The sequence below is a fragment of the Achromobacter insuavis genome (assembly GCF_902859645.1).
Taxonomy (GTDB): Bacteria; Pseudomonadota; Gammaproteobacteria; order Burkholderiales; family Burkholderiaceae_B; genus Achromobacter; species Achromobacter insuavis.
This window is the reverse complement of sequence record NZ_CADIJR010000029.1, coordinates 43,856-68,152: the sequence shown is the minus strand read 5'-3', so window position 1 is coordinate 68,152 and position 24,297 is coordinate 43,856. Positions and strand designations below refer to the sequence as shown.

General features: G+C 68.6%; 23 protein-coding genes. 16 read left to right on the top strand and 7 right to left on the bottom strand.

Annotated elements, in window-relative coordinates; genetic code table 11:
* The 4 genes from H0523_RS16195 to H0523_RS16180 form a co-directional block, all read left to right on the top strand.
* Positions 1-343: SPOR domain-containing protein (locus H0523_RS16195; protein ID WP_180180091.1), on the top strand; the 343-nt coding region annotated here is incomplete at its 5' end.
* A gap of 86 nt (positions 344-429) precedes the next feature.
* Positions 430-1,062 carry a thiol:disulfide interchange protein DsbA/DsbL gene (locus tag H0523_RS16190; RefSeq protein ID WP_054433928.1) on the top strand — a complete coding sequence of 211 codons (633 nt, stop codon included), beginning with the start codon at positions 430-432 and terminating at the stop codon, positions 1,060-1,062.
* A gap of 165 nt (positions 1,063-1,227) precedes the next feature.
* Positions 1,228-2,439 (top strand): ABC transporter substrate-binding protein, encoded by a 1,212-nt coding sequence (locus H0523_RS16185; protein WP_054433927.1) that lies wholly within the window; start codon positions 1,228-1,230, stop codon positions 2,437-2,439.
* On the top strand, positions 2,418-3,377 hold the full coding sequence (locus H0523_RS16180; RefSeq protein ID WP_054433926.1) for an alpha/beta hydrolase: 960 nt from the start codon (positions 2,418-2,420) through the stop codon (positions 3,375-3,377). Before H0523_RS16185 ends, H0523_RS16180 begins: the two co-directional genes overlap by 22 nt.
* 100 nt (positions 3,378-3,477) lie before the next feature.
* Here H0523_RS16180 and metC read toward each other — a convergent pair whose 3' ends face one another.
* Together metC and H0523_RS16170 are read right to left on the bottom strand one after the other, a co-directional pair.
* On the bottom strand, positions 3,478-4,671 hold the full coding sequence (gene metC / locus H0523_RS16175) for a cystathionine beta-lyase (protein WP_054433956.1): 1,194 nt from the start codon (positions 4,669-4,671) through the stop codon (positions 3,478-3,480).
* A gap of 82 nt (positions 4,672-4,753) precedes the next feature.
* Positions 4,754-5,452 (bottom strand): nitroreductase, encoded by a 699-nt coding sequence (locus H0523_RS16170; protein WP_054433925.1) that lies wholly within the window; start codon positions 5,450-5,452, stop codon positions 4,754-4,756.
* 77 nt (positions 5,453-5,529) lie between these two features.
* Here H0523_RS16170 and H0523_RS16165 point away from each other — a divergent pair, with 77 nt between their 5' ends.
* The gene (locus H0523_RS16165; RefSeq protein ID WP_054433924.1) at positions 5,530-6,156 is read left to right on the top strand and encodes a LysE family translocator; all 627 of its coding nucleotides are present in this window, start codon (positions 5,530-5,532) and stop codon (positions 6,154-6,156) included.
* 54 nt (positions 6,157-6,210) lie between these two features.
* On the opposite strand, the gene H0523_RS16160 is transcribed toward H0523_RS16165, so the two are convergent.
* A complete protein-coding gene (locus tag H0523_RS16160) occupies positions 6,211-7,278 on the bottom strand; it encodes an MBL fold metallo-hydrolase (RefSeq protein ID WP_054433923.1) in 1,068 nt (355 codons plus the stop codon).
* Positions 7,279-7,351: 73 nt separating this feature from the next.
* Here H0523_RS16160 and H0523_RS16155 point away from each other — a divergent pair, with 73 nt between their 5' ends.
* Both H0523_RS16155 and H0523_RS16150 read left to right on the top strand, forming a co-directional pair.
* Positions 7,352-7,735: a MerR family transcriptional regulator gene (locus tag H0523_RS16155; RefSeq protein ID WP_006392261.1), complete on the top strand. Its 384-nt coding sequence runs from the start codon at positions 7,352-7,354 to the stop codon at positions 7,733-7,735.
* A 7-nt stretch (positions 7,736-7,742) separates the two neighbouring features.
* Positions 7,743-8,075, top strand: coding sequence for a YnfA family protein (locus H0523_RS16150; RefSeq protein ID WP_180180090.1), 333 nt, complete (start codon positions 7,743-7,745; stop codon positions 8,073-8,075).
* Between the two features lie 98 nt (positions 8,076-8,173).
* On the opposite strand, the gene H0523_RS16145 is transcribed toward H0523_RS16150, so the two are convergent.
* The 4 genes from H0523_RS16145 to H0523_RS16130 form a co-directional block, all read right to left on the bottom strand.
* Positions 8,174-8,899 carry a hypothetical protein gene (locus H0523_RS16145; protein ID WP_156350530.1) on the bottom strand — a complete coding sequence of 242 codons (726 nt, stop codon included), beginning with the start codon at positions 8,897-8,899 and terminating at the stop codon, positions 8,174-8,176.
* Between the two features lie 10 nt (positions 8,900-8,909).
* The gene (locus H0523_RS16140) at positions 8,910-9,371 is read right to left on the bottom strand and encodes a hypothetical protein (protein WP_156333481.1); all 462 of its coding nucleotides are present in this window, start codon (positions 9,369-9,371) and stop codon (positions 8,910-8,912) included.
* Between the two features lie 243 nt (positions 9,372-9,614).
* A complete protein-coding gene (locus H0523_RS16135) occupies positions 9,615-10,586 on the bottom strand; it encodes a Bug family tripartite tricarboxylate transporter substrate binding protein (protein ID WP_054433921.1) in 972 nt (323 codons plus the stop codon).
* 131 nt (positions 10,587-10,717) lie between these two features.
* Positions 10,718-11,896: a M20 aminoacylase family protein gene (locus tag H0523_RS16130; RefSeq protein ID WP_054433920.1), complete on the bottom strand. Its 1,179-nt coding sequence runs from the start codon at positions 11,894-11,896 to the stop codon at positions 10,718-10,720.
* 245 nt (positions 11,897-12,141) lie between these two features.
* Between H0523_RS16130 and H0523_RS16125 the strand changes: the two genes are divergently transcribed.
* The 9 genes from H0523_RS16125 (at position 12,142) to H0523_RS16085 (ending at position 24,237) form a co-directional block, all read left to right on the top strand.
* Positions 12,142-13,320: an isovaleryl-CoA dehydrogenase gene (locus H0523_RS16125; protein ID WP_054433919.1), complete on the top strand. Its 1,179-nt coding sequence runs from the start codon at positions 12,142-12,144 to the stop codon at positions 13,318-13,320.
* An 11-nt stretch (positions 13,321-13,331) separates the two neighbouring features.
* A complete protein-coding gene (gene aceK / locus H0523_RS16120; RefSeq protein ID WP_054433918.1) occupies positions 13,332-15,197 on the top strand; it encodes a bifunctional isocitrate dehydrogenase kinase/phosphatase in 1,866 nt (621 codons plus the stop codon).
* A gap of 34 nt (positions 15,198-15,231) precedes the next feature.
* On the top strand, positions 15,232-16,413 hold the full coding sequence (locus tag H0523_RS16115; protein ID WP_054433917.1) for an acetyl-CoA C-acetyltransferase: 1,182 nt from the start codon (positions 15,232-15,234) through the stop codon (positions 16,411-16,413).
* Positions 16,414-16,701: 288 nt separating this feature from the next.
* Positions 16,702-18,309 carry a carboxyl transferase domain-containing protein gene (locus H0523_RS16110; RefSeq protein WP_054433916.1) on the top strand — a complete coding sequence of 536 codons (1,608 nt, stop codon included), beginning with the start codon at positions 16,702-16,704 and terminating at the stop codon, positions 18,307-18,309.
* Positions 18,310-18,488: 179 nt separating this feature from the next.
* Complete coding sequence (locus H0523_RS16105) at positions 18,489-20,504, top strand: acetyl/propionyl/methylcrotonyl-CoA carboxylase subunit alpha (protein WP_054433915.1); 2,016 nt, start codon at positions 18,489-18,491, stop codon at positions 20,502-20,504.
* A 123-nt stretch (positions 20,505-20,627) separates the two neighbouring features.
* A complete protein-coding gene (locus H0523_RS16100) occupies positions 20,628-21,860 on the top strand; it encodes an MFS transporter (RefSeq protein ID WP_054433913.1) in 1,233 nt (410 codons plus the stop codon).
* Positions 21,861-21,987: 127 nt separating this feature from the next.
* Positions 21,988-22,758 (top strand): IclR family transcriptional regulator, encoded by a 771-nt coding sequence (locus H0523_RS16095; protein WP_054433911.1) that lies wholly within the window; start codon positions 21,988-21,990, stop codon positions 22,756-22,758.
* Entirely contained in the window at positions 22,751-23,899 is a 1,149-nt protein-coding gene (locus H0523_RS16090; protein WP_054433909.1) for a thiolase family protein, read from the top strand. The genes H0523_RS16095 and H0523_RS16090 overlap by 8 nt, the downstream gene beginning before the upstream one ends.
* Complete coding sequence (locus H0523_RS16085) at positions 23,896-24,237, top strand: Zn-ribbon domain-containing OB-fold protein (protein WP_054433907.1); 342 nt, start codon at positions 23,896-23,898, stop codon at positions 24,235-24,237. The genes H0523_RS16090 and H0523_RS16085 overlap by 4 nt, the downstream gene beginning before the upstream one ends.
* Positions 24,238-24,297: the final 60 nt, after the last annotated feature.

Genomic DNA, 24,297 nt, shown 5'->3' with positions numbered 1-24,297 from the left:
CACGCCCGCGCCGGCCGCCAGCGCGCCGCCCACGCCCATCGCCAAGATGGCGCCGACCCCGGCGCCCGCGGCCAAGGCGCCGGTCGCCAGCGCCGCCCCGACGGCGTCGGCCAATGGCTCGTACTACCTGCAGGCCGGCGCCTTCCGCGGCCAGGACGACGCCGAATCGCTCAAGGCCCGCATCATCCTGCTGGGCCTGCCGGTGGCGGTGCAGAAGGCCGAGGTCAACGGCAAGCCGATCAACCGCGTGCGCGTCGGTCCGTTCGCCCGCCTGGACGACATGAACCGCGCCCGCGGCCGGCTGGGCGAAAACAAGATTGAAACGGCGGTGGTGCGCCAGTAACACGGCGCCCCCATCATGGTTTTTGATTGAACTAATCCGGGCCTGGCCCTGTCTGTAACCTCTTTGTTCAGGAACCTCACCCCATCATGCTGTCCCCCAAGCTCATCCGCATCCTGGCAGCCGCCGCGCTGACCGCCACCGCGTTCTTCAGCCCGGTCAGCCACGCCCAGGGCACCCAGGCCTACGTGCCGATCAATCCGCCGCTGCCGTCGGATACCCCGGGCAAGATCGAGGTCCTGGAATTCTTCGCCTACACCTGCCCGCACTGCGCCGCCATGGAACCCATGGTCGAGGACTGGGCCAAGACCAAGCCCGAAGACGTCGTGCTCAAGCAAGTGCCGATCGCCTTCAACGCCGGCATGAAGCCGCTGCAACAGCTGTACTACACGCTGCTGGCCCTGGATCGCCCCGACCTGCACGCCAAGGTCTTTACCGCCATCCACGGCGAGCACAAGCGCCTGATCGACAAGAAGGCCATGGGCGAGTGGGCCGCCTCGCAAGGCGTGGACCGCGCCAAGTTCGACTCGGTGTTCGACTCGTTCAGCGTCCAGACCCAGGTGCAGCGCGCCAACCAGCTGGCCGAGGCCTATCGCATCGACGGCACGCCGTCCTTCGCCGTGGGCGGCAAGTTCATGACCTCGCCGGTCATGGCGGGCAACAGCTACGAAGGCGCCCTGAAGGAAGTGAACCAGCTGATCCCGATGGCCCGCGGCAACTGACCCGCGCCTGAATCACGTTCCTGAAAACGCCCCGCGCCTTCCGGCCGGGGCGTTTTTCATGGGGTCATCCCCAGGGCGCGCGGACGCGGCAAACGCCGCGCCGCGGGCTACACTTCCTCCCACAATAATTCGCCGCCCCGCGCGGCCTACAAGGGTGGAAGACAAATGAGACAGCAATTCCTGCGCCGCGCGGCGCTGGGCGCGTGCCTGGCGCTGGCCGGCCTGAGCGCGCACGCCAATGACGCCGATGGCGTGAAGATAGGCGTCCTGACGGACATGGCCGGCGTCACCGCCGACGCCACCGGACGCGGTTCGGTCGAGGCCGCGCGCCTGGCGATCGAGGAACTGGGCGGCAGCGTGCTCGGCAAGCCCGTGTCGCTGGTGTCCGGCGACCACCAGCACCGGCCCGACATCGGCAGCAGCATGGTGCGCAAGTGGTACGACACCGACGGCGTCGACGTGGTGGTGGACGTGCCCAATTCATCGGTGGCGCTGGCGGTGCAGGGCATCGCGCGCGAAAAGAAGAAGCTGGTGCTGTTCTCCAGCCCCGGCACCACCGCGCTGACGCAGGCGCAATGCTCGCCCTATGGCGTGCAATGGACCTACACCACCTACGCGCTGTCGCGCGGCACGGCCACCGCCGTGGTCAAGGAAGGCAACAAGCGCTGGTTCATCCTGGCGTCCGATTACGCCTTCGGCAAGCAGCTGGCCGCCGACACCGAGACCGTGGTCAAGGCCAACGGCGGCGAGGTCGTGGGCACGGTGTTCCATCCGCTCAACGCCTCGGACTTCGCCTCATTCCTGCTGCAGGCGCAGGCCTCCAAGGCGCAGATCATCGCCGTCGCCAACGCCGGCGGCGACACCATCTCGGCGATCAAGCAGGCGGCCGAATTCGGCATCTCCAGCGGCGGCCAGAAGCTGGCGGCGATGCTGTTGCTGCTGACCGACGTGCACAGCCTGGGCCTGCAGGCCGCGCAGCACACCTACCTGACGGTGCCGTCCTATTGGGACATGAACGACGGCACCCGCGCCTTCACCAAGAAGTTCGAGGCCCGCCTGGGCCGCCCGCCCACCTTCCTGCAGGCCGGCGTGTACAGCTCGGTGCGCCACTACCTGCGCGCGGTGCAGGCGGCCGGCACGACCGATTCGGACGCGGTGATGGCGAAGATGAAGTCGATGCCGATCGACGACCCCTTCAGCCTGAACGCGCACATCCGCGAAGACGGCCTGGTGGTGCGCGACATGATGCTGGCGCAGGTGAAATCGCCCGACCAGTCCAAGGCGCCCTGGGACTACTACAACATCGTGCGCACCATTCCCGGCGACTCGCTCGCCTGGCCCCTGTCGGAAAGCCAATGCCCGCTGGTCAAGAAATAGGCCCCCTGGCGCTGGCCGATTTCGGCAGCTTCTACGCGGGCGGGCGGCAGGCCCATATCGCCGGCCGCCCCGTGCGCGAGATCGCCTTCACCAAGACCGCCTCGCTGACGTACGACCCCAACGGGCTGTACCACGTCGAGCAGGCCTACGTGCAGTACTTCATCCCCGCCGAGCGCCGCCACCCGCTGCCGCTGGTGCTGCTGCACGGCGGCGGCATGACCGGCGCGATGTGGGAACAGACGCCGGACGGCCGGCATGGCTGGCTGCAGCATTTCGTGCGGCAGGGCCACGCGGTCTATGTGGTCGACAACGTCGAGCGCGGCCGCGCCGGCTGGACGCCGTTCGAGGAGGTCTGGCCGGATGCGCCGATCGTGCGCAACGCCGAGGAAAGCTGGTCGCTGTTCCGCTTCGGCCGCGCCGAGGACTACGCGCAGCGCCGCGCGTTCGACGGCCAGCGCTTTCCGCTGGCGGCCTTCGATGATTTCATCCGCCACGCCGTGCCGCGCTGGCTGGGCAACAACGATGCGGCGCTGGCGGGCTTCTGCGCCGCGCTGGAACGCATCGGCCCGTGCCTGGTGCTGGCGCACAGCCATGGCGGCGAAGTGGCCTACCGCGCGCTGCAGGCGCGGCCGGAACTGGTGCGCGGCGTCATCGGCATCGAGCCGTCGGGGTTCTCGGCGGAAGTGGACCCGGCGGCGGTGGCGGGCAAGCCCTTTCTGTTCGTCTACGGCGACTATCTCGACGCCACGCCGCTGTGGGCCAGGCTGGATGCGGCCGGGCAGGCCTACGCCGACGAGTTGGCGGCACGGGGCGGCCGCGTCACCCGCTGGCGACTGGCCGACATGGGTATCCGCGGCAATTCGCACATGCCGATGATGGACGACAACAGCGACGACATCGCCGCGCGCATCGGCGCGTGGATCCGCGCCAACGCCTGACATACGGCGGCGCCTTGCCGCGAGGGCCTTGCGCCGGCCTTCGTCGCGGGCGGGGCTGGCGCGTCGGCCGGGCACGGCCCGGCCCGCGGTCACGCCGGGGTCAGCCCTTGACCGCCGCGGCCTTGTCCAGCGCCTGGGTCAGGTCGGCGATGATGTCCTGCGGCGACTCCAGGCCGATGTGCAGGCGCACCAGCGCATTCTCGCCCTCGCCCCAATAGCGGTGTTTCGACAGGTCCTTGGGCGACACCAACTGCACCAGGCTTTCGTAGCCGCCCCACGAGAAACCGATGCCGAACAGTTCCAGTTCGTCCACGAACACGCGCGCCGCGGCCGGCGACAGGCGCAACTCGACGGACAGCATGCCGTTGGAACCGGTGCAGTCGCGCTGCCACAGCGCGTGGCCCGGGTCCTGCGGCCAGGCCGGGTGGAACAGGCGCACGGTCTCGGGGCGCTGCTTGAAGAACTCGCAGACCTCCAGCGCGTGGCGCGCGTGCTGCGCCATGCGGATCGGCATGGTGCGCACGCCGCGCAGCGCCAGCCAGGCATCGTCGGCGCTGATGGAATAACCCATCGCGTACTGCGTGCGGTTCAGCTTCCTGGCGATGGCTTCGTCATTGGTGACCACCGCGCCCAGCATCAGGTCGGAGTGGCCGCCCACGTACTTGGTGCCGGCGATGACCGACACCTGCGCGCCCAGCGTCAGCGGCCGGTAGATGTAGCCCGAGCCCCAGGTGTTGTCGGTCGCCAGCACCAGGCCGTGGCGCTGCGCGACGGCGGCCATGGCGCCCATGTCGAGCATCTCGAACAGCAGCGAGCCGGGCGATTCCACATACAGCAGCCTGGTGTTGGGCTGCACCAGCGCGTCCAGGTCCTCGCCGGCGGCGAAGTAGGTGACGGCGATGTTCATGCGCTTGAGCACGGCATCGTCGAGCTCGCGCATCGGGCCGTAGACGCAATCGGAGATCAGGGCATGGTCGCCGGCCGAACACAACGCCAGCATCACCATCGTCATGGCCGACAGGCCCGACGGCGCGAGATACGCGTGGGTGCCGCCTTCGAGCTGCGCGAAGACCTGCTCCAGCGCGGCGTGCGTGTCCATGCCCATGCGGCCGTAGGTGGTGGCGCGGCCACCGGCGGCCTTGGTGCGCTGGGCCTTTTCCAGCGCCGCCAGGTTCTCGAAGCGCACCGTGCTGGCCCGCATCGGCGGCAGCGGCACCGGCGCGGTGCCCGTCTCGGGGTTGAACGGGGCGGTGCCCGCGTGCTGCAAAACCGTATCGATGTGTTTGGTAGCCATCTTCAAGAGGGAGTGCTTGCGTATTGTGGGGAATCCGAACCGTAGCAGGAACGCGCGCGGATGTCGCGCCCCCGGTCCGGTGTCAGTCGATCCAGCGCACCGCCGCGTCCAGGTCGGCGCGGCGGGTGCGGTAGCTGTTGGCCGGATGCGCGGCGTCCGCGTAGCCGAACGAGATGGCGCAGACCACGCGGCGGTCGGCGCCAATGCCGAGCTGCTCGCGCAGCACTTCGGGATACATCGCCAGCGAGGCCTGGGCCACCGTGGCCACGCCATTGGCCTGCGCCGCCAGCAGGAAATTGGCGACGTAGCCGCCGCAGTCGATGGCGCCATATCCGCCCAGCGCCTCGTCGGTGGTGATGATGGCCACGTGCGGCGCGTCGAACAACTGGAAGTTGCGCAGCTCCTGGCGGCGGTAGGCCTCGCGGTCGCCGCGCGCCACGCCCACCGCGCCGTACAGCTGGAAGCCCGACTCGCGGCGCCGCGCCAGGTAGTCGCCCTGGTACTCGCGCGGAAACGGGAAGTCGGGCGTGAAACCCGATTGCCCGGCGCGTTCCACCAGGGCCCGGCTCAGGCGCCGCGCGCCGTCGCCCGAGGCCACCGTCACCTGCCACGGCTGGCAGTTGCACCAGGACGCGGTGCGCTGCGCCAGCGTCAGGATGCGTTCGATGGTGGCGCGCGGCACCGGCCCGGGCAGGAAGGCGCGGCAGCTGTGGCGCGCGCGCAGCCAGCCTTCGAGCGCGGCGTCGGGGCGCGCGGCAGCGGATTCGGGTACGGCGGACATGGTGTCTCCTTGGTTTCCTCGTATGATGCCACTTGATTGCCGGCGCGCAAGGCGCCGCCCGACCCTGGCGAGACCCCATGCTGCCCTTCGATTCCCTGATCGCTTTCTTCGGCATTGCCGTATTGCTGGCCCTCACGCCCGGACCCGACAACCTGTTCGTGTTGATGCAGTCGGCCATCTGGGGCCGCAAGGCCGGGCTGTTCGTGGTGCTGGGGCTGTGCACCGGCCTGCTGGGCCATACCGCCGCGGTGGCGCTGGGGCTGGCCGCGGTGTTCGCCGCCTCGCCGGTGGCCTTCACGGTATTGAAGCTGGCCGGCGCGGCGTATCTGGCCTATCTGGCCTGGCAGATCCTGCGCGCGCCGGTGCATGCCGAGGATGGCGAGCGGCCGGCGCCGATGAAGACGTCCGCGCTGTACCGCCGCGGCATCGTCATGAACCTGACCAACCCGAAGGTGCTGCTGTTCTTCTTCGCCTTCCTGCCGCAGTTCACCTCGCCCAAACTGGGTTCGGTGGGCTGGCAGACGGTGCAGCTGGGCGCGGTGTTCATGCTGGCCACGCTGCTGGTGTTCGGCGCCATCGCCTTCTTCTCGGGCGCGTTCGGCGAACTGCTGCAACGCTCGGTCACCGCCAAGCGCTGGCTCAACCGCATCGCGGCGCTGGTGTTCGTGGGGCTGGCGGTGCGGCTGGCGACGGCCACGCGCTGACACCGCCGGCTCGCGCCCGCGGAAGGCCGCCGCGCAACGCGGCGCAATACCGCGTCAGGCCGCCTTGAAGCGCACGATGCCGTCCGCGCCGGTGGCGCGGGTCAGTTTGCCCTCGAAGTACAAGGCATGCAGGTGTGCCAACGCCTCGCCCATGGCGAAGGTCAGCTGGTGCAGGTCGAGCTTGCGCTTGAACAGCACCGGCACGATGTCCGAGGTCGATTGCGGAGCGGCCGCACAGGCTTCCAGCACTTCGGCCAGGCGGTCGCGGTGATGCTCGTGCTGCTGCGCGATGCGTTCGTGCAGGCCCTTGAACGGCCGGCCGTGCGACGGCAGCACCAGCGTGTCGCGCGGCACGTCGGCGTAGCCGTCGAGCGAGCGCAGGTATAGCGGCAACGGATTGGCGTCGGGCTCGTAGTCGAACACGCTGACGTTGGTGGAGATGCGCGGCAGCACCATGTCGCCGGAGATCAGCACGCCCAGGTCGGGCGAATGCAGCGAGGCGTGCTCGGGCGCGTGGCCGTAGCCGACGATGACGCGCCAGTCGCGCGCGCCGATGCGCACCGGGTCGCCGTGCATGATGCGGGTGTAGCGCGCGGGCACCGCCGGCACCAGGTTGGGGAAGTAGTTGGCGCGCTGGCGGATCTGTTCCTGCGCGTCCGGATCGGTCAGCCCGTGACGGGCGAAGTGGTCGACGGCCGACTGGCCGCCGGGACCGGCGCCGGCGTCATTGCGGCGCGACGACCACAGCGACGCGACCATGAAGTCGGTCATGGTCATCCACAGCCGCGCATCCCAGCGTTCACAGAGCCAGTAGGCCAGGCCGATGTGGTCGGGGTGCATGTGGGTGACGATGACGCGCAGCACCGGCAGGCCCTCGAGTTCGTTCTCGAACACCTTTTCCCATAGCGTCTTGACCTCGTCGCGCGAGATGCCGCAGTCGACGATGGTCCAGCCGTCGCGGCCGTCGATGCGATCACGCAGCAGCCAGAGATTGATATGATCCAGCGCGAACGGCAGCGGCATGCGGATCCATTTGACGCCCTCGGCCACCTGGTGGGCGCGGCCGGCCTCGGGCTGGAAATCGGCCCAGGGATACTGCAGCTTCTGTTCGTTGGGGTTCATTGCCTCGCTCTCCACGCTTGACGATCGCGTCAAGTCATCATAATTTACGTTTACGTAAACTGCCACACGTCGCATGTCCCCGTCAACCTGGACCATCTCCGAGCTCGCCCGCGAGTTCGACGTCACGCCCCGCACGATCCGCTTCTATGAAGACCAGGGGATCGTCAGCCCGGCGCGCGAGGGCCGCAACCGCATCTTCGGACCGCGCGACCGCACGCGCCTGAAGCTGGCCCTGCGCGGCAAGCGCCTGGGCCTGCAGCTGTCCGAGATCCTGACGCTGATCGACATGTACGACGGCCCCGGCGACACCGAGGTGCAGTTGCGCCAGTACCTGGCGGTGCTGGCCCAGCATCGCGCCACGCTGGAACAGCAGCGCCGCGACATCGAAGACACCCTGCAGGAAATCGCGGTGCAGGAACGCCAGTGCCACGACCTGCTCGCGCAGCAGCGGGCCTGACCGCGTCATGGGCATGCTGCAGACCTTCGCGCTGTTCGTCCTGACCGCGCTGGCCGAGATCGTCGGCTGCTACCTGCCGTACCTGTGGCTGCGCCGCGGCCATTCGATCTGGCTGCTGGCGCCGGCCGCCGTCAGCCTGGCCCTGTTCGCCTGGCTGCTGACGCTGCACCCGACTGCGTCGGGACGCGTCTATGCGGCCTATGGCGGCGTGTACATCGGCATGGCGCTGCTGTGGCTGTGGGCGGTCGATGGCGTGCGGCCCAGCGTCAGCGATTATGTCGGCGTGGGGCTGTGCCTGGCGGGGATGCTGGTGATCATGTTCGGGCCTAAAGCCGCCTGACACACCTCCAAGACTGAGTATTGCGTCCCGACACCACTCACGCGGATTGATCCAAGACCAACATAGAAGGCCTTTCCGTGCATGGAAGGTAGTCAGGATCAATCCGGCATGCTCTCCATGACCTTGCGTACGAAATCCAGTGATGGCGCTTGTGTTCCCGCCACGCGAAGCGTCATCATTTTTTCGCCACTGCGCCAACGCACCATCGTCATCTCCTGACCATCCTCGGGCCGAACCAGGCGGGTCGCCACAACACCGCGTGGATGACCGCCCGCTGACATCGTCGCGTTCACTTGTTCAGCGGATAGCAGATTGACCATGCCTCCTTTACTCAACAGTGTTTCCGAAAGGATGACGGCGTCCACGTCTGGGCACTCATAGGCGCGGACCAGGCCGGTCAGCTTGGCGTCCACTTCAACACCGGCGGGTGTCTGGCACTGCAAGGCACAGCGGCTCAGCGGACCCTTTGATACGTCCGCCGGATGTATCCAGGAGGAGCGTAGTCGCGCGGGAAGGCTGTTGTGTGCTTGCGCGAGTTGTTCAACGCGTGCCTTCAACGGCTTGAATGAGCGTTGCAGGACAGGCACGGACGCGAGGTCACTGAAGACGATTGGCTTGGCGCTACGCGCCTTCGGTCGAATTTGACGCAATTTTCGTTCTTCCCACCGCTTTCTGGCATCTACAGGCATGTTGGCGGGAGGTTGAAGGTCTCCCGCCGCAGGGAACTCAGTGGGAACGGGCGCTGCGGCATGAACCATGCCTCCAGGCCAGGGAAAAAGAATAACCAGTGCAAGGACAGTGGCTTTGTAACTGCTGTGGAACATTGAGCGCTCTCTAGAAGCTGCAATCATCGGCCAAGGTACGTACGCACTCTTCCAGGGTGGCCGTTGCGCCACCAAAACTGTCCGTGCAATTCTGGTAGATCAGCGCCCAGCCCTCATCCGGATCCGTTCGCGGAGCGGGCTGAATGAGGTGATAGCCTTCGACCTGCCAAAAGCCTTCTCCTGCTGCAAACCATGCGACTGCCGCAGACCGCCAAGTTACTTCCGGTCCGGCGCTGATAAAAACTTCAGAGAAGTCGTCCAGGTTGGTTTGGTACGACTGCGTATACAAGTTCCAATATGAAGCGCCACTGGTATCCCATGAAATGGATTCATTGTTGATGCAATTGGCGCGAGAGAACATGCTCATGTGCCAGACGGGAACCTCTGTCGTCGGGTCATATGCCGCGGCAGTCGCGCAGACAAGTCCAAGCCCCAGAAGCCAAGTGAAAGTGAATCGTGTGCGCAACTTCATTCGAACGTTTCCCTAATCAAGTCCCGCTTTGCGTAGGCCTTGCTCGAAGAGATTACCGGGGAGATAACGACTCACACACGATCCTGGGGGCATATGTCAGACCCTCACCCAGATCGGTTGGCGCCGTCCGAACGCCACGCCCGATTCGCATGACGCAAACCAGCCCTGCCCGCGCCAATAAAAAACGCGCTCCACAAGGAGCGCGCTTTGCATTGGACCGCCGACATTCAGGCGGCGCCGGCGTCATTCCGCCTTGATGTTGCCTTCCTTGATGATGCGGGCGTTGTTGACGTATTCGGCCTGCACCTGCTTGACGAAGGCCTCGCCGGACGCGGTGCCGGGCTGCAAGTAGGACTTGGCCAGCAGGTCCTGGAACTCGGCGCTGGCCACGGCCTTGGCCAGCGCGGCCTGCAGCGGGCCCGCCACCGTCGGCGGCAGATTGGCCGGCGCGAAGATGCCGAAGTTCGAGTAGTACTGCGCCTGCGGCAGCTTCAGTTCGGCCATCGTGGGCACGTCGGGCCAGGCGGCCAGGCGCTCGGGCGCCATCACCGCCAGCGGCTTGAGCGCGCCGCTGGCCACGTGCGGCAGCACCACGTCGGTGTTGACCACCAGCAGCTCGACCACGCCGCCCAGGCCGTCGGTCAGCGCCTGGCTGTTGCCGCGGTAGGGCACGTGCAGCATCTTGGTGCCGGTCTGCGTGGTCAGCGCCGCCATGCCGATGTGGGCCACGGTGCCCTGGCCCGGCGTGCCGTAGCGCACGCCGTCCGGGTGCGACTTGGCGTAGTCGATCAGGCCGGCGAAATCCTTCACCGGCAGGGCCTTGGTGGCGACGATGGCCACGGGCGCCACGGCCACGCTGGCCACCGGCGTCAGGTCCTTCATCGGGTCGTAGTTGGTCTTGGCCAGGTGCGGGAAGATGGTCAGCGGGCTGGTGGAAGCCAGCAGCAGGGTGGCGCCGTCCGGCTGGGCGCGCGCCACGAAGTCGGTGCCGACCGAGGCGCCCGCGCCGGGCTTGTTTTCGACGATGACGGTGGCGTTGGCCTCCTTGCGCAGCACGTCGCCCAGGCGGCGGCCGATCGCGTCGGCGCTGCCGCCGGCGGTGTAGGGCACGACCAGGGTGATGGGCTTGGCGGGCCAGCCCTGCGCCAGCGCGGCGCCGCCCGTCATGATCGCCAGGGCCGCCCCCGCGGCCGTGAACAACATCTTCTTTTTCATAGCTTCCTTGTGGTGTTGCGTAGCACTGCGTGAGGTAATGCGTGAAACGGGTAAAGCAAAAGGAAAACTTGTCGTGGCGACAAAGGCGGTGACCGCGAAGGCGACACGCGCGTCGCGACGGCCGCGCGCGATCAGCCGGCCAGGTAGCGCTGCGCCAGGCGCACCCAGTAGCTCGCGCCCGGCGCGATCAGGGCGTCGTTGAAGTCGTAGCTGGTGTTATGCAGCATGCACGGGCCCAGGCCGTGGCCGGCCATGCGATGGTCGCCGTCGCCGTTGCCCAGGAACACGTAGCAGCCGGGCTTTGCCTGCAGCAGGAAGGCGAAGTCCTCCGAGGCCATCACCGGCTCGATCACGCGGGCGTGGTCGGCGCCGGCCACCTCGCGCATGACCTCCATGCAGAACTCGGTCTCGGCCGGCGTATTGATCAGCGCCGGATAGCGCCGCTCGAAATAGACCTCGGCCTCGCAGCCATGGGCGGCGGCGATGCTGCCGGCGATCTCGTGCATGCGGCGCTCGATCAGGTCGACCACGTCGGTGCTGTAGGCGCGCACCGAGCCGCCCAGCCAGGCGCTGCCCGGAATCACGTTGATGACGCTGCCGCCGGCCTGCACCTGGGTGATGGACAGCACGGCGGCGTCCAGCGGGCGCTTGCTGCGGGTCAGGATGGTCTGCAGCGACTGGCCGATGGCGAACAGCGCCGGCACCGGGTCGGCGCAATCGTGCGGCGCGGCGGCGTGGCCGCCCTTGCCGCGCACGGTGATCTTGAAGCCGTTGGCGGAAGCCATCATCGGGCCGGCGCAGACGCCGAACGAACCGGCCTCCAGGCCGGGCCAGTTGTGCATGCCGAACACGGCCTCGCAGGGAAAGCGGTCGAACAGGCCGTCCTGGATCATGGCGCGGCCGCCGGCGCCGCCTTCCTCGGCCGGCTGGAAGCAGAAATAGACCGTGCCGTCGAAGCCGCCCTGCTGTTGCAGGTGGCGCGCGGCGGCCAGCAGCATGGCGGTGTGGCCGTCGTGGCCGCAGCCGTGCATCTTGCCGTCGTGGCGCGAGCGGTGCTCGAACTGGTTCTCTTCCTGCATCGGCAGGGCGTCCATATCGGCGCGCAGCATGATGGCGCGGTCGGAAGCGCCGCGCTTGATGACGCCGACCACGCCGGTCTTGGCGATGCCGGTATGGGTCTCGATGCCCCAGCCGCGCAGCGCATCGGCCACCACCTTGGCGGTGCGGTGCTCTTCGTAGCAGAGCTCGGGATGGGCGTGCAGGTCGCGCCGCAGCGCCACAATATCGTCGAGATTGGCCAGGTCGGACACCGCTGACTCCGTAACAAAATTTGAGGTTTCAAGGATCCGGGGAATAGTACCCAGGGGCGTTCCCCCGGGACGCAAACATTTGCCTAGGGAAAACCCGACTCTTATTTACGTTTACGTAAACGTAATATTTGCGGTGCATCATTGCGTAGCCAGCGTCGATCAGCGCATCATGGGGCCACGCGGCGAGATCCGGCGCGATCCTGGCGCCCATAAGAATGTAAGTACCCACTATCACGGAGACAGCGATGAACCTTCCTGGCCTGAACTTCGATCTGGGCGAAGACCTGGACATGCTGCGCGACGCCGTGCGCACTTTCGCGCAGGCCGAGATCGCGCCGCGCGCCGCCGAAGTCGACCGCAGCGACCAGTTCCCCATGGACCTCTGGCGCAAGTTCGGCGACCTGGGCGTGCTGGGCATGACGGCCAGCGAGGAATACGGCGGCGCCAACATGGGCTACCTGGCCCACATGGTGGCGATGGAGGAAATCTCCCGCGCCAGCGCCTCGATCGGCCTGTCCTATGGCGCCCACTCGAACCTGTGCGTCAACCAGATCAACCGCAACGGCACCCCGGCGCAGAAGGCCAGATACCTGCCCAAGCTGATTTCCGGCGAACACGTCGGCGCGCTGGCCATGAGCGAACCGGGCGCCGGCTCGGACGTGGTCAGCATGAAGCTGCGCGCCGACAAGAAGGGCGACCGCTACGTGCTCAACGGCACCAAGATGTGGATCACCAACGGCCCCGACGCCGACACCCTGGTGGTCTACGCCAAGACCGACCCCGAGGCGCACCAGCGCGGCATCACCGCGTTCCTGGTGGAAAAGGGCTTCAAGGGTTTCTCGGTGGCGCAGAAGCTGGACAAGCTCGGCATGCGCGGCAGCCACACCGGCGAACTGGTGTTCCAGGATTGCGAGATCCCCGAGGAAAACGTGCTGGGCCAGGTCAACGGCGGCGTCAAGGTGCTGATGAGCGGCCTGGACTACGAACGCGCGGTGCTGTCGGGCGGCCCGGTCGGCATCATGCAGGCCGTGATGGACGTGGTGGTGCCGTACATCCATGACCGCAAGCAGTTCGGCCAGGCCATTGGCGAATTCCAGCTGATCCAGGGCAAGGTGGCGGACCTGTACACCACGCTGCAGGCCAGCCGCGCCTTCTGCTACCAGGTCGGCAAGAACCTCGACCGCCTCGGCGCCGAGCACGTGCGCCAGGTGCGCAAGGACTGCGCCGCGCTGATCCTGTACACCGCCGAGAAAGCCACCTGGATGGCCGGCGAGGGCGTGCAGATCCTGGGCGGCAACGGCTACATCAACGAATACCCCGTGGGCCGCCTCTGGCGCGACGCCAAGCTGTACGAGATCGGCGCCGGCACCAGCGAAATCCGCCGCATGCTGATCGGCCGCGAGCTGTTCGCCGAAACCGCCTGAGCCCGGCCGCCATGATCCGCACGTCCGACGTCCAGCACATCGAGCAGGCGCCCGCGCAGGGCCCCTCGGCGCTGGAGGTCGCGCGGCGGATCCTGGCCGGCTTCGACCGCCACTACGCGCTGTTCCGCTACAGCGCGCAGCGCGCCAAGGCGCTGTTCGAATCGGGCGACTGGCACGGCATCCAGCGCCTGTCGCGCGAACGCATCGAGTACTACGACATGCGGGTGCGCGAGTGCGCCAGCCAGCTCGAGGGCGTGCTGCGCGGCCGTCCCGAAGGCGCGGTCGGCGTCCACGGCGCTGACGAGGCCAACGGCGCGGCCGCCCCGGCCCTGACCGCGACGCAGACCGCCTACTGGCAGCAGATCAAGCAGGAATTCGTCGGCCTGCTGGGCGAGCACCGCCAGCCCGAATGCGCCGAGACCTTCTTCAACTCGGTGTCGTGCCGGCTGCTGCATCGCGACTATTTCCACAACGATTTCCTGTTCGTGCGGCCGGCCGTGGCCACCGACTACCTGGACAGCCGCATGCCGTCGTACCGGGTCTACTACCCGGTGACCGAGGGCCTGCAGAAGAGCCTGATCCGCATGGTGGCCGACTTCGGCCTGGCGCTGCCGTTCGAGGACCTGCCGCGCGACACCCGCCTGCTGGCGCGCGCCGCGGTGCGGCAGCTGCGCCAGCAGTTGCCGCGCCACGTCGGCCGCCGCATCGCCAGCGACTGCCAGGTGCACGCGCTGGGCTCGCTGTTCTTTCGCAACAAGGGCGCCTACATCGTCGGCCGCCTGATCAACCAGGGCACCGTCTACCCCTTCGCCGTGGCGCTCACGCGCAACCCGGCCGGGCAGGTGAACCTGGATGCGCTGCTGCTGGGCGCGGACGACCTGAGCACGCTGTTCAGCTTTACGCGCGCGTATTTCCTGGTGGACATGGAGACGCCGGCCGCGGTGGTCAACTTCCTGGCCAGCCTCTTGCCGCGCAAGCCCAAGGCCGAGCTGTACACCATGATCGGGCTGCAGAAGCAGGGCAAGACGCTGTTCTACCGCGATTTCCTGCACCACCTGGCGCATTCGCGCGACGCCTTCGACATCGCGCCCGGCATCAAGGGCATGGTGATGTGCGTGTTCACGCTGCCGTCCTATCCCTATGTGTTCAAGCTGATCAAGGACCGCATCGACAAGGACGGCATGGACCACGCCACCGTGCGGCGCAAATACCAGATGGTCAAGCTGCACGACCGCGTCGGCCGCATGGCCGATACCTGGGAATACTCCCAGGTGGCGCTGCCGCGCGATCGCTTCGCCGCGCCGCTGCTGGACGAACTGCGGCGCCTGGTGCCCAGCCTGATCGAGGAAACCGGGGACACCGTGGTCATCCGCCACGTCTACATCGAGCGGCGCATGACGCCGCTGAACCTGTATCTGAGCCAGGCGTCCGACGCGCTGCTGGAGCCGGCCGTGCGCGAATACGGCGACGCCATCCGCCAGCTGGCCGCGGCCAACATCTTCCCCGGCGACATGCTTTACAAGAACTTCGGCGTGACGCGGCTCGGACGGGTCGTGTTCTACGACTACGACGAAATCCAGCGCATGACCGAAATGAATTTCCGACGGATTCCACCCGCCCCCAACGAGGAGGCGGAAATGGCGTCGGAACCCTGGTACGCCATCGGACCGAACGACGTCTTCCCCGAGGAGTTCGGCCGTTTCCTGCTGGGCGACGCGCGCGTGCGCGGCGCCTTCCTGCGCCACCATGCCGACCTGCTGGAGCCGGATTGGTGGCAGGCCTGCCGCGCCCACGTGGCGCAAGGCCGGATCGAAGAATTTTTCCCTTACGATACGGACAGACGCCTGCGCCCGGCATCCGCCGGCGCGGCCTCGTAAGCAGACGCTGTCCCGACCCTCACAGGAGCTAGTCATGTCAGATCCCATCGTTATCGTTTCCGTCGCCCGCACGCCCATGGGCGGCATGCTCGGCAGCCTGTCCGGCCTGGCCGCGCACGAACTCGGCTCGATCGCCATCAAGGCCGCCGTCGAGCGCGCCGGCGTCAAGCCCGAACAGATCGAAGAAGTCATCATGGGCAACGTGCTGCAGGCCGGCCAGGGCCAGGCGCCCGCGCGCCAGGCCGCGCTGGGCGCGGGCCTGCCGCTGGGCGTGGCGTGCACCACCATCCACAAGGTGTGCGGTTCGGGCCTGAAGGCCGCCATGTTCGGCCACGACCTGCTGGCCGCGGGCTCGGCCAACATCGTCGTCGCTGGCGGCCAGGAAAGCATGAGCAACGCCCCCTACCTGCTGCTCAAGGGCCGCCAGGGCTACCGCTACGGCCACAACACCGTGTATGACCACATGGCGCTGGACGGCCTGGAAGACGCCTACGACAAGGGCAAGGCCATGGGCGTGTTCGCCGAGGACTGCGCCGCCAAGTATTCGTTCACCCGCGAGCAGCAGGACGCGTTCTCGCTGGAATCGCTGCGCCGCGCCCGCGCCGCCACCGAGGACGGCAGCTTCAAGTGGGAAATCACCCCCGTCACGGTCGCCGGCCGCAAGGGCGACACCGTGATCGACACCGACGAGGCCCCCACCAAGGCCATGCCGGAAAAGATCCCCACCCTCAAGCCCGCGTTCAAGAAGGACGGCACCGTCACCGCCGCCAACTCGTCGTCGATCTCCGATGGCGCCGCCGCCATGGTGCTGATGCGCGCCTCCACCGCCGAGAAGCTCGGCGTCAAGCCGCTGGCCCGCATCGTGGCGCACAGCCAGCACTCGCAGGAACCGAACTGGTTCACCACCGCCCCCGTCGGCGCGTTGAAGAACCTGTTCGCCAAGACCGGCTGGAAGGCCGAGGACGTGGACCTGTACGAGATCAACGAAGCCTTCGCGGTGGTCACCATGGCCGCCATGGCCGACTTCAAGCTGCCGCACGACAAGGTCAACGTGCACGGCGGCGCCACCGCCCTGGGCCACCCCATCGGCGCCTCCGGCGCCCGCCTGATGACCACGCTGATCGGCGCGCTGCGCAAGACCGGCGGCAAGCGCGGCGTGGCCACGCTGTGCATCGGCGGCGGCGAAGCCGTGGCGATGGCGATCGAGATGATCTAAGGCGGTACTTCTCCCGAGGCGCACTTTTTCCCTGGATGTCCCTGGGAAAAAGCGCCCCCTCGGGGGGCAGGAAGCCCGCGTAGCGGGTACACCGAGGGGCATCATTTCGCTGCGCCTTTTCCGCAAGGCGAAGTCCGCGACGGGTCGGTCGCGGGCCGTGCGGGAGAGGCGCAACGAAATGCAGCTGAGTTAATCCATGACAAGAATGCCCGGCTCAGCGGGCAGCGAGACAAACCGCTCGATCCCGAGCGCCTTCAACATCCCAATCAGCAGGACGGGTGGTACCCCATGCCCATCATCGAATCCCGCATCAATCCGCGGTCGCAGGACTACACCGACAACGCGCGCGCCATGCAGGCGCAGCTGGACGACCTGAGCCGGCAACTGGCGCAGACCGCGCTGGGCGGCAGCGAATCCTCGCGCGCCAAGCACGTGGCGCGCGGCAAGCTGCTGCCGCGCGACCGCGTCGAGAACCTGATTGATCCGGGGTCGCCGTTCCTGGAACTGTCGCCGATGGCGGCGCACGGCATGTACGACGGCGACGCGCCGGGCGCGGGCGTCATCACCGGCATCGGCCGCATCGCCGGCAACGAATGCGTGATCGTCTGCAACGACGCCACCGTCAAGGGCGGCACCTACTACCCGATGACGGTCAAGAAGCACCTGCGCGCGCAGGAGATCGCCGCGCAGAACCGGCTGCCGTGCGTCTACCTGGTCGACTCCGGCGGCGCCAACCTGCCGCAGCAGGACGAGGTCTTTCCCGACCGCGAACACTTCGGCCGCATCTTCTACAACCAGGCGCAGATGTCGGCGCAAGGCATCGCGCAGATCGCGGTGGTGATGGGCTCGTGCACCGCCGGCGGCGCCTACGTGCCCGCCATGAGCGACGAGTCCATCATCGTCAAGAACCAGGGCACCATCTTCCTGGGCGGCCCGCCGCTGGTGAAGGCCGCCACCGGCGAGGAAGTCAGCGCCGAGGACCTGGGCGGCGGCGACGTGCACACGCGCCTGTCGGGCGTGGCCGACCACCTGGCGGCCAACGACATGCACGCGCTGCAACTGGCGCGCGGCGCCGTGGCGCGCCTGAACCGCCAGAAGCCCGCGCCGCTGGCCACCGTGCCGGTGCGCGAGCCGCGCTACGACCCGGCCGAGCTGAACGGCATCATCCCCGCCGACACGCGCAAGCCGTATGACGTGCGCGAGGTCATCGCGCGCATCGTCGACGGCTCCGAGTTCGACGAATTCAAGGCGCGCTTCGGCCCCACGCTGGTGACGGGCTTTGCCCACATCCACGGCATGCCAGTGGGCATCGTCGCCAACAACGGCATCCTGTTCTCGGAATCGGCGCAGAAGGGCGCGCACTTCATCGAGCTGTGCGCGCAGCGCAAGATCCCGCTGGTGTTCCTGCAGAACATCACCGGCTTCATGGTCGGCCGCAAGTACGAAAACGAAGGCATCGCGCGCCACGGCGCCAAGATGGTGACGGCGGTGGCCACGGCCAACGTGCCCAAGTTCACCGTGCTGATCGGCGGCTCGTTCGGCGCCGGCAACTACGGCATGTGCGGCCGCGCCTATTCGCCGCGCCTCCTGTTCATGTGGCCCAACGCGCGCATCTCGGTGATGGGCGGCGAGCAGGCCGCCAGCGTGCTGGCCACGGTCAAGCGCGACGGCATCGAGGCGCGCGGCGGCCAGTGGTCGGCGGCCGAGGAAGACGCCTTCAAGGCGCCGATCCGCGAGCAGTACGAACGCGAGGGCCATCCGTACTACGCCACCGCGCGGCTGTGGGACGACGGCATCATCGCGCCGGCCGACACGCGCCGCGTGCTGGGGCTGGCGCTGTCGGCGGCGCTGAATGCGCCGATCGAGGACACGCGCTTCGGCGTCTTCCGGATGTAGAAGAACCCACCCCCTACGCGCTGCGCGCGCCCCCTCAAGGGGGCGACACCGGCGGACCGGCGAAGCCGGATCCGCGGTGTCCCCGATAAGGTCGGCGTAATGCGACGTGTGAGGGTTTTGGATGCAACGCGCTCGCCGCTGCAACGTAGTCAACGAATCATCCCAGTCTGGATAACGCCATGTTCGATACCCTGCTGATTGCCAACCGCGGCGAAATCGCCTGCCGCGTCGCCGCCACCGCCCGCCGCCTGGGCATCCGCACCGTCGCCGTCTATTCCGACGCCGACGCCAACGCCCGCCACGTCGCCGCTTGCGACGTCGCGGTGCATATCGGCGGCCCCGAGCCGCGCGCCAGCTACCTGCGCGCCGACGCCATCCTGCAAGCCGCGCGCGACACCGGCGCCGGCGCCATCCACCCCGGCTACGGCTTCCTGTCGGAGAACGAAGCCTTTGCCGAAGCCGCCGAACAGGCCGGCATCGCCTTCGTCGGCCCGCCGGCCTCGGCCATCGCCGCCATGGGCAGCAAGTCCGCGGCCAAGTCGCTGATGGAAAAGGCCGGCGTGCCGCTGGTGCCCGGCTACCACGGCGACAACCAGGACCCGCAATTCCTCAAGGAACAGGCCGACGCCATCGGCTACCCGGTGCTGATCAAGGCCAGCGCCGGCGGCGGCGGCAAGGGCATGCGCGTGGTAGAGTCGACGGGCGCGTTCCTCGATGCGCTGGCCTCGTGCCAGCGCGAGGCCGCCTCCAGCTTCGGCGACGACCGCGTGCTGATCGAACGCTATCTGCAGAAGCCGCGCCACATCGAGATCCAGGTGTTCGCCGACACCCACGGCAACTGCGTCTACCTGTTCGAGCGCGACTGCTCGGTGCAGCGCCGCCACCAGAAGGTGATCGAGGAAGCGCCCGCGCCCGGCATGACCGAGGAACGCCGCCGCGCCATGGGCGAGGCCGCCGTGGCCGCGGCGCGCGCGGTGGGCTATGTGGGCGCCGGCACGGTGGAATTCATCGCCGAGCCCGACGGCCGCTTCTATTTCATGGAAATGAACACGCGCCTGCAGGTCGAGCATCCGGTCACCGAGATGATCACCGGCCACGACCTGGTCGAATGGCAGCTGCGCGTGGCCGCCGGCCAGCCGCTGCCGGCGCGCCAGGAAGACCTGCGCATCCACGGCCACGCCATCGAGGCCCGCATCTACGCCGAGAACCCGGAAAAGGGCTTCCTGCCGTCGATCGGCACGCTGGCCTACCTGGGCCTGCCGGCCCACGTCGCCTTCGCCAACGGCGACATCCGCGTCGATGGCGGGGTGCGCACCGGCGACACTATCACGCCGTTCTACGACCCCATGATCGCCAAGCTGATCGTGCACGGCGCCGACCGCGACCAGGCCCGCGCCCGCATGCTGCAGGCGCTGGCGCAGACCCAGGCGGTGGGGGTGCAGACCAACGTCGCCTTCCTGTCGCGCCTGATGCGCGACAGCGCCTTCGCCGCCGCCGACCTCGATACCGGCCTGATCGAGCACCAGCGCGCCACGCTGCTGCCCGAGCCGACGCCGGCCGACGCCGCCACGCTGGCGCTGGCTACGGCCGCCGTGCTGGCCAGCCAGGGCCAGGCGCAATCGGCGCCGCATGCCGCCGCGCCGGCCGATCCGTGGGACACACGCGACGGCTGGCGCCTGGGCGGGCGCTACCAGCGCCAACTGCAATGGATCGACAACGGCGAGACCCGCCACGTCGGCGTCGCGCGCCAGGGCGCCGACTGGACCCTGGACAGCGGCGACGGCGCCCGGCCCTTCGCCTGGCGCGCCGAGCAGGCCACGGGCCCGGCCCGCGTGCTGCGCATCACGCTGGACGGCCGCGAACGCGCCGGCACCGTGGTGCTGCACGCCGACAAGGCCCACGTCTTCGGCGACGGCGGCGCGCGCGTGCTGGACCTGTACGACCCGCTGGCGCACGCCCAGGACACCCAGGGCGACCACGGCGGCGGCCTGACCGCGCCGATGCCCGGCAAGATCATCTCCATCGCCGTCAAGGCCGGCGACAGCGTCGCCAAGGGCCAGCCGCTGCTGGTGATGGAGGCCATGAAGATGGAGCACACCATCTCGGCGCCGGCCGACGGCAAGGTCGAGGAACTGTTCTACGCCGTCGGCGACCAGGTGACGGAAGGCGCGGAACTGGTGTCGATCGGCGACTGAGGCCGTCCCCCCGGGAGGCACGCAAGACCCCACGGCCGGCGGGCGCTTTAGTTTGGCGTCAGCCGGCTGTTTATAGAATGCGCATTCCGGCGCCGTCCGCGCGCCTGCCGCGCGCCCGCCCCGATGCCTGCCCCCGACTCGCCCAGTCCGCTTTACCGCCCCGCCTTCCTGCACTTCCTGTTCGCGCGCATCGGCGCGTCGCTGGCCTTCCAGATCGTCTCGGTAGCGGTGGGCTGGCAGATCTACGCGCTATCGGGCAGCGCGCTCGACCTGGGCCTGATCGGGCTGGCGCAGTTCCTGCCGATGGCGGCGCTGACGCTGGTGGTGGGCCACGTGGCCGACCGCTACGACCGCCGCAAGATCGTCGCCATCTGCATGGCGGTCGAGACCCTGGCCACGCTGCTGCTGGCGATCGCGGCGCTGCACGGCGTCGGCGGCAAGACGCTGATCTACGCCACCCTCATCATCATGAGCTCGGCGCGCGCCTTCGAGGCGCCCACGCTGACCACGCTGATTCCGGCCATCGTGCCGCGCGAGTGGTTGCCGCGCGCCACCGCGCTGTCGTCCTCCGGCGGCCAGATCGCGCAGATCGCCGGCCCGGCGCTGGGCGGCATCGGCTACGGCCTGGGGGCCGGGTGGATCTACTGCGTGGCAGCCGCGCTGTACCTGTGCGGCTTCGCCTGCATCGCCAGCATGTCGATCGACCGTGCCCCGCCGCGCAGGGAGCCCACCACCTGGCGCACCTTGTTCGCGGGCATCACCTTCATCTTCCAGCGCCGCATCCTGCTGGGCACGCTGTCGCTGGACCTGTTCGCGGTGCTGCTGGGCGGCGCCACGGCGCTGCTGCCGATCTTCGCCAAGGACATCCTCGATGCCGGCCCCTGGGCCCTGGGCGCGCTGCGCGCCGCGCCGGCCTGTGGCGCCATGCTGATGTCGCTGACGCTGGCGCGCCTGAGCCTGGGCGAACACGTCGGCCGCCTGCTGTTCGGCGCGCTGATCCTGTTCGGCCTGGCCACCACCGTGTTCGGCCTGTCGACCTCGATCCCGCTGTCGGTGGGCGCGCTGGTGGTGCTGGGCGCGGCCGACGCCATCAGCGTGGTGGTGCGTTCGTCGCTGGTGCAGCTGAATACGCCCGACCACATGCTGGGCCGCGTCAGCGCGGTCAACACGCTGTTCGTCGGCGCCTCCAACCAGCTGGGCGAGTTCGAGTCCGGCGTGATGGCGGCGCTGCTGGGCGCGGTGCCGGCGGTAGTGGTCGGCGGGCTGGGCACCATCGCGGTGGCGGGGCTGTGGATGCACTGGTTCCCGGAGCTGCGCCGGCTGCGCACGCTGCACCCCGAATCCGAGCCGGCCTGACCCCGGCGCCAACACCCGGCAAAACCGCGATTGTTGCTGGGCGAAAATTTGTTGCGACGCAACTTTACCCGCTTCGCGCGCCTGCCTATCTTGTGACCATGTTCAGCCATCGGGTTATGCCGCTGCCATGTCTTCACCGGATACAAGCCTGGTTTCCGCCACGAAAAAGGTCTGCCGCGTCCTCGCCAGCCTGTCGAACCGGCGCGTCCAGCGCCTGACCGACATCGCCCAGGCGGCGCAGCTGGACGTGTCCACCGCGCTGCGCATCCTGAAGGACCTGGAGGCCGAGGGTTTCGTGGAGCGAGACCCGGTCAGCAAGCACTACATGCTCGGTCCGCAGGTCTATGCCATGCACCACGCCATGGTCGACGGCCTCGATCTGCGCGCCCTGGCGCGGCCCGCGCTGATCCGCCTGGCGCGCAAGTTCGGCGACACCGTCATCCTGTCCCTGCCGACCGGCTGGGAGTCGGTCTGCCTGGACCTGTGCTTCGGCGACTATCCGATCCGCGCCAACTACCTGGAGGTCGGCAGCCGCCGTCCGCTCGGCATCGGCGCCGGCAGCCTGGCGCTGCTGGCGGCCATGGACGACAGCGAGGCGCAGGCGGTACTGCCACCGGTGCACCAGCGGTTGCAGGAACGCTACCCGCGTTATCCGGTGCGCCTGCTGGAACAGATGACGGCGCGCGCGCGCAAGCTCGGCCACGCCATGCTGCTGGACGTGGTGGTGGAAAAGATGGGCGGCCTGGGCGTGGCCGTGCGCGGCCCCAGCGGCCGCGCCATCGCCGCGCTCAGCGTGGCCGCCTTGAGCGAGCGCGTCGAATCGCGCGAACAGGAACTGGCCCAGGCCCTGGCGGCCGAAGCCCGCGCCATCGAACGCGCCTGGATGCCCCATGCCTGACCTTCGCCACGCCCACCTGCTGGCCGCGGCCACCACCCGCTTCGGCCGCCACGAGGGCCGCTCGGCCCTCGACCTGATGGCCGAGGCCGCCAACGCCGCGCTGGCGCAGTCCGGCCTGCGCCGCGCCGATATCGACGGCGTGCTGTGCGGCTACGCCACCACCTTCCCGCACCTGATGCTGGCCACGCTGCTCAGCGAAAAGCTGGGCCTGGACCCGCACTACGCGCACGGCATGCAGATGGGCGGCGCCACCGGCGCGGCCATGGTGATGCTGGCGCGCGAACTGGTGCGCGCCGGCCGCTGCCGCCGCGTACTGGTGGTGGCGGGCGAGAACCGCCTGACCGGCCAGGCCGTCGATGCGTCCATCCAGACCTTGGCCCAGGTCGGCGAGGCCGATACCGAAGTGCCCAACGGCGCCTCGGTGCCGGCCTACTACGCGCTGCTGGCCTCCGCCTATATGCACCAGACCGGCACCCGCCGCGAGGACCTGGCCGAGTTCGCCGCGCTGATGCGGCGCCATGCCGCCAGCCATCCGCATGCGCACCTGAACGAGGCTATCAGCGTCGAGCAGGTGCTGGCGTCCCGGCCCATCGCCACGCCGCTGCACCTGCTGGACTGCTGCCCGATCTCGGACGGCGCGGTCGCGCTGGTGGTGAGCGCCGACGAAGGGCCGGTGCGCATCAGCGGCGCCGGGCAGGCGCACCGCCACCAGCACCTGTCGGCGCTGCGCGACCTCCTCGACACCGGCGCGGCGCGGGCGCTCAAGTTGGCCTATGCCGACGCCGGCATCGGCCAGGACCAGGTCGACTACCTGGGCATCTACGATTCCTTCACCATCACGCTGGCCATGCTGCTGGAAGAACTGGGCTTCGCGCCACGCGGCGGCGCCGCGGATCGCGCGCGGCGCGGCGACTTCGACGCGGCCGGGCCGTTGCCGCTCAACACCCACGGAGGCCTGCTGTCGTTCGGGCATTCCGGCGTGGCGGGCGGCATGGCGCACGTGGCCGAGGCCTGGACCCAGCTGGCGGGCCGGGCCGGGTCGCGGCAAGTGGGCGCGCCGCGCTGCGCGCTGGTGCATGCGGACGGCGGCGTGCTGTCCGCCCACGTCAGCCTGGTGCTGCAGGCGCAGGAGGCCCGATGAACACCCGCGATCCCCTGGAATTGCAACGCTGCGAGGATTGCGGCGCGTGGTGGGCCCTGCGTCCCTATGCCTGCGCCCATTGCGGCGGCGCCAACCTGCCATGGCGACGCAGCAGCGGCGCGGGCGAAGTGCTGGCGCGCACCGAGATCCACCGCGCGCCCGACGCCTTCTGGCGCGCGCACGTGCCCTACGTGCTGGTGCTGGTGCGCCTGGAAGAGGGCGCGGTGCTGATGGGCCATGCCGACGCCGGCATCGCTATCGGCCAACAGGTCATGGGCCGCGCGATCACGATCGACGGCCGCGCATTGCTCGGTTTCGAGGCGCGCCGGCCGCCTTGAAGCGCCGCCGGCAACACCATCCCCAGCAAAACAACATATCCGCACGACGGAGGAGACAAT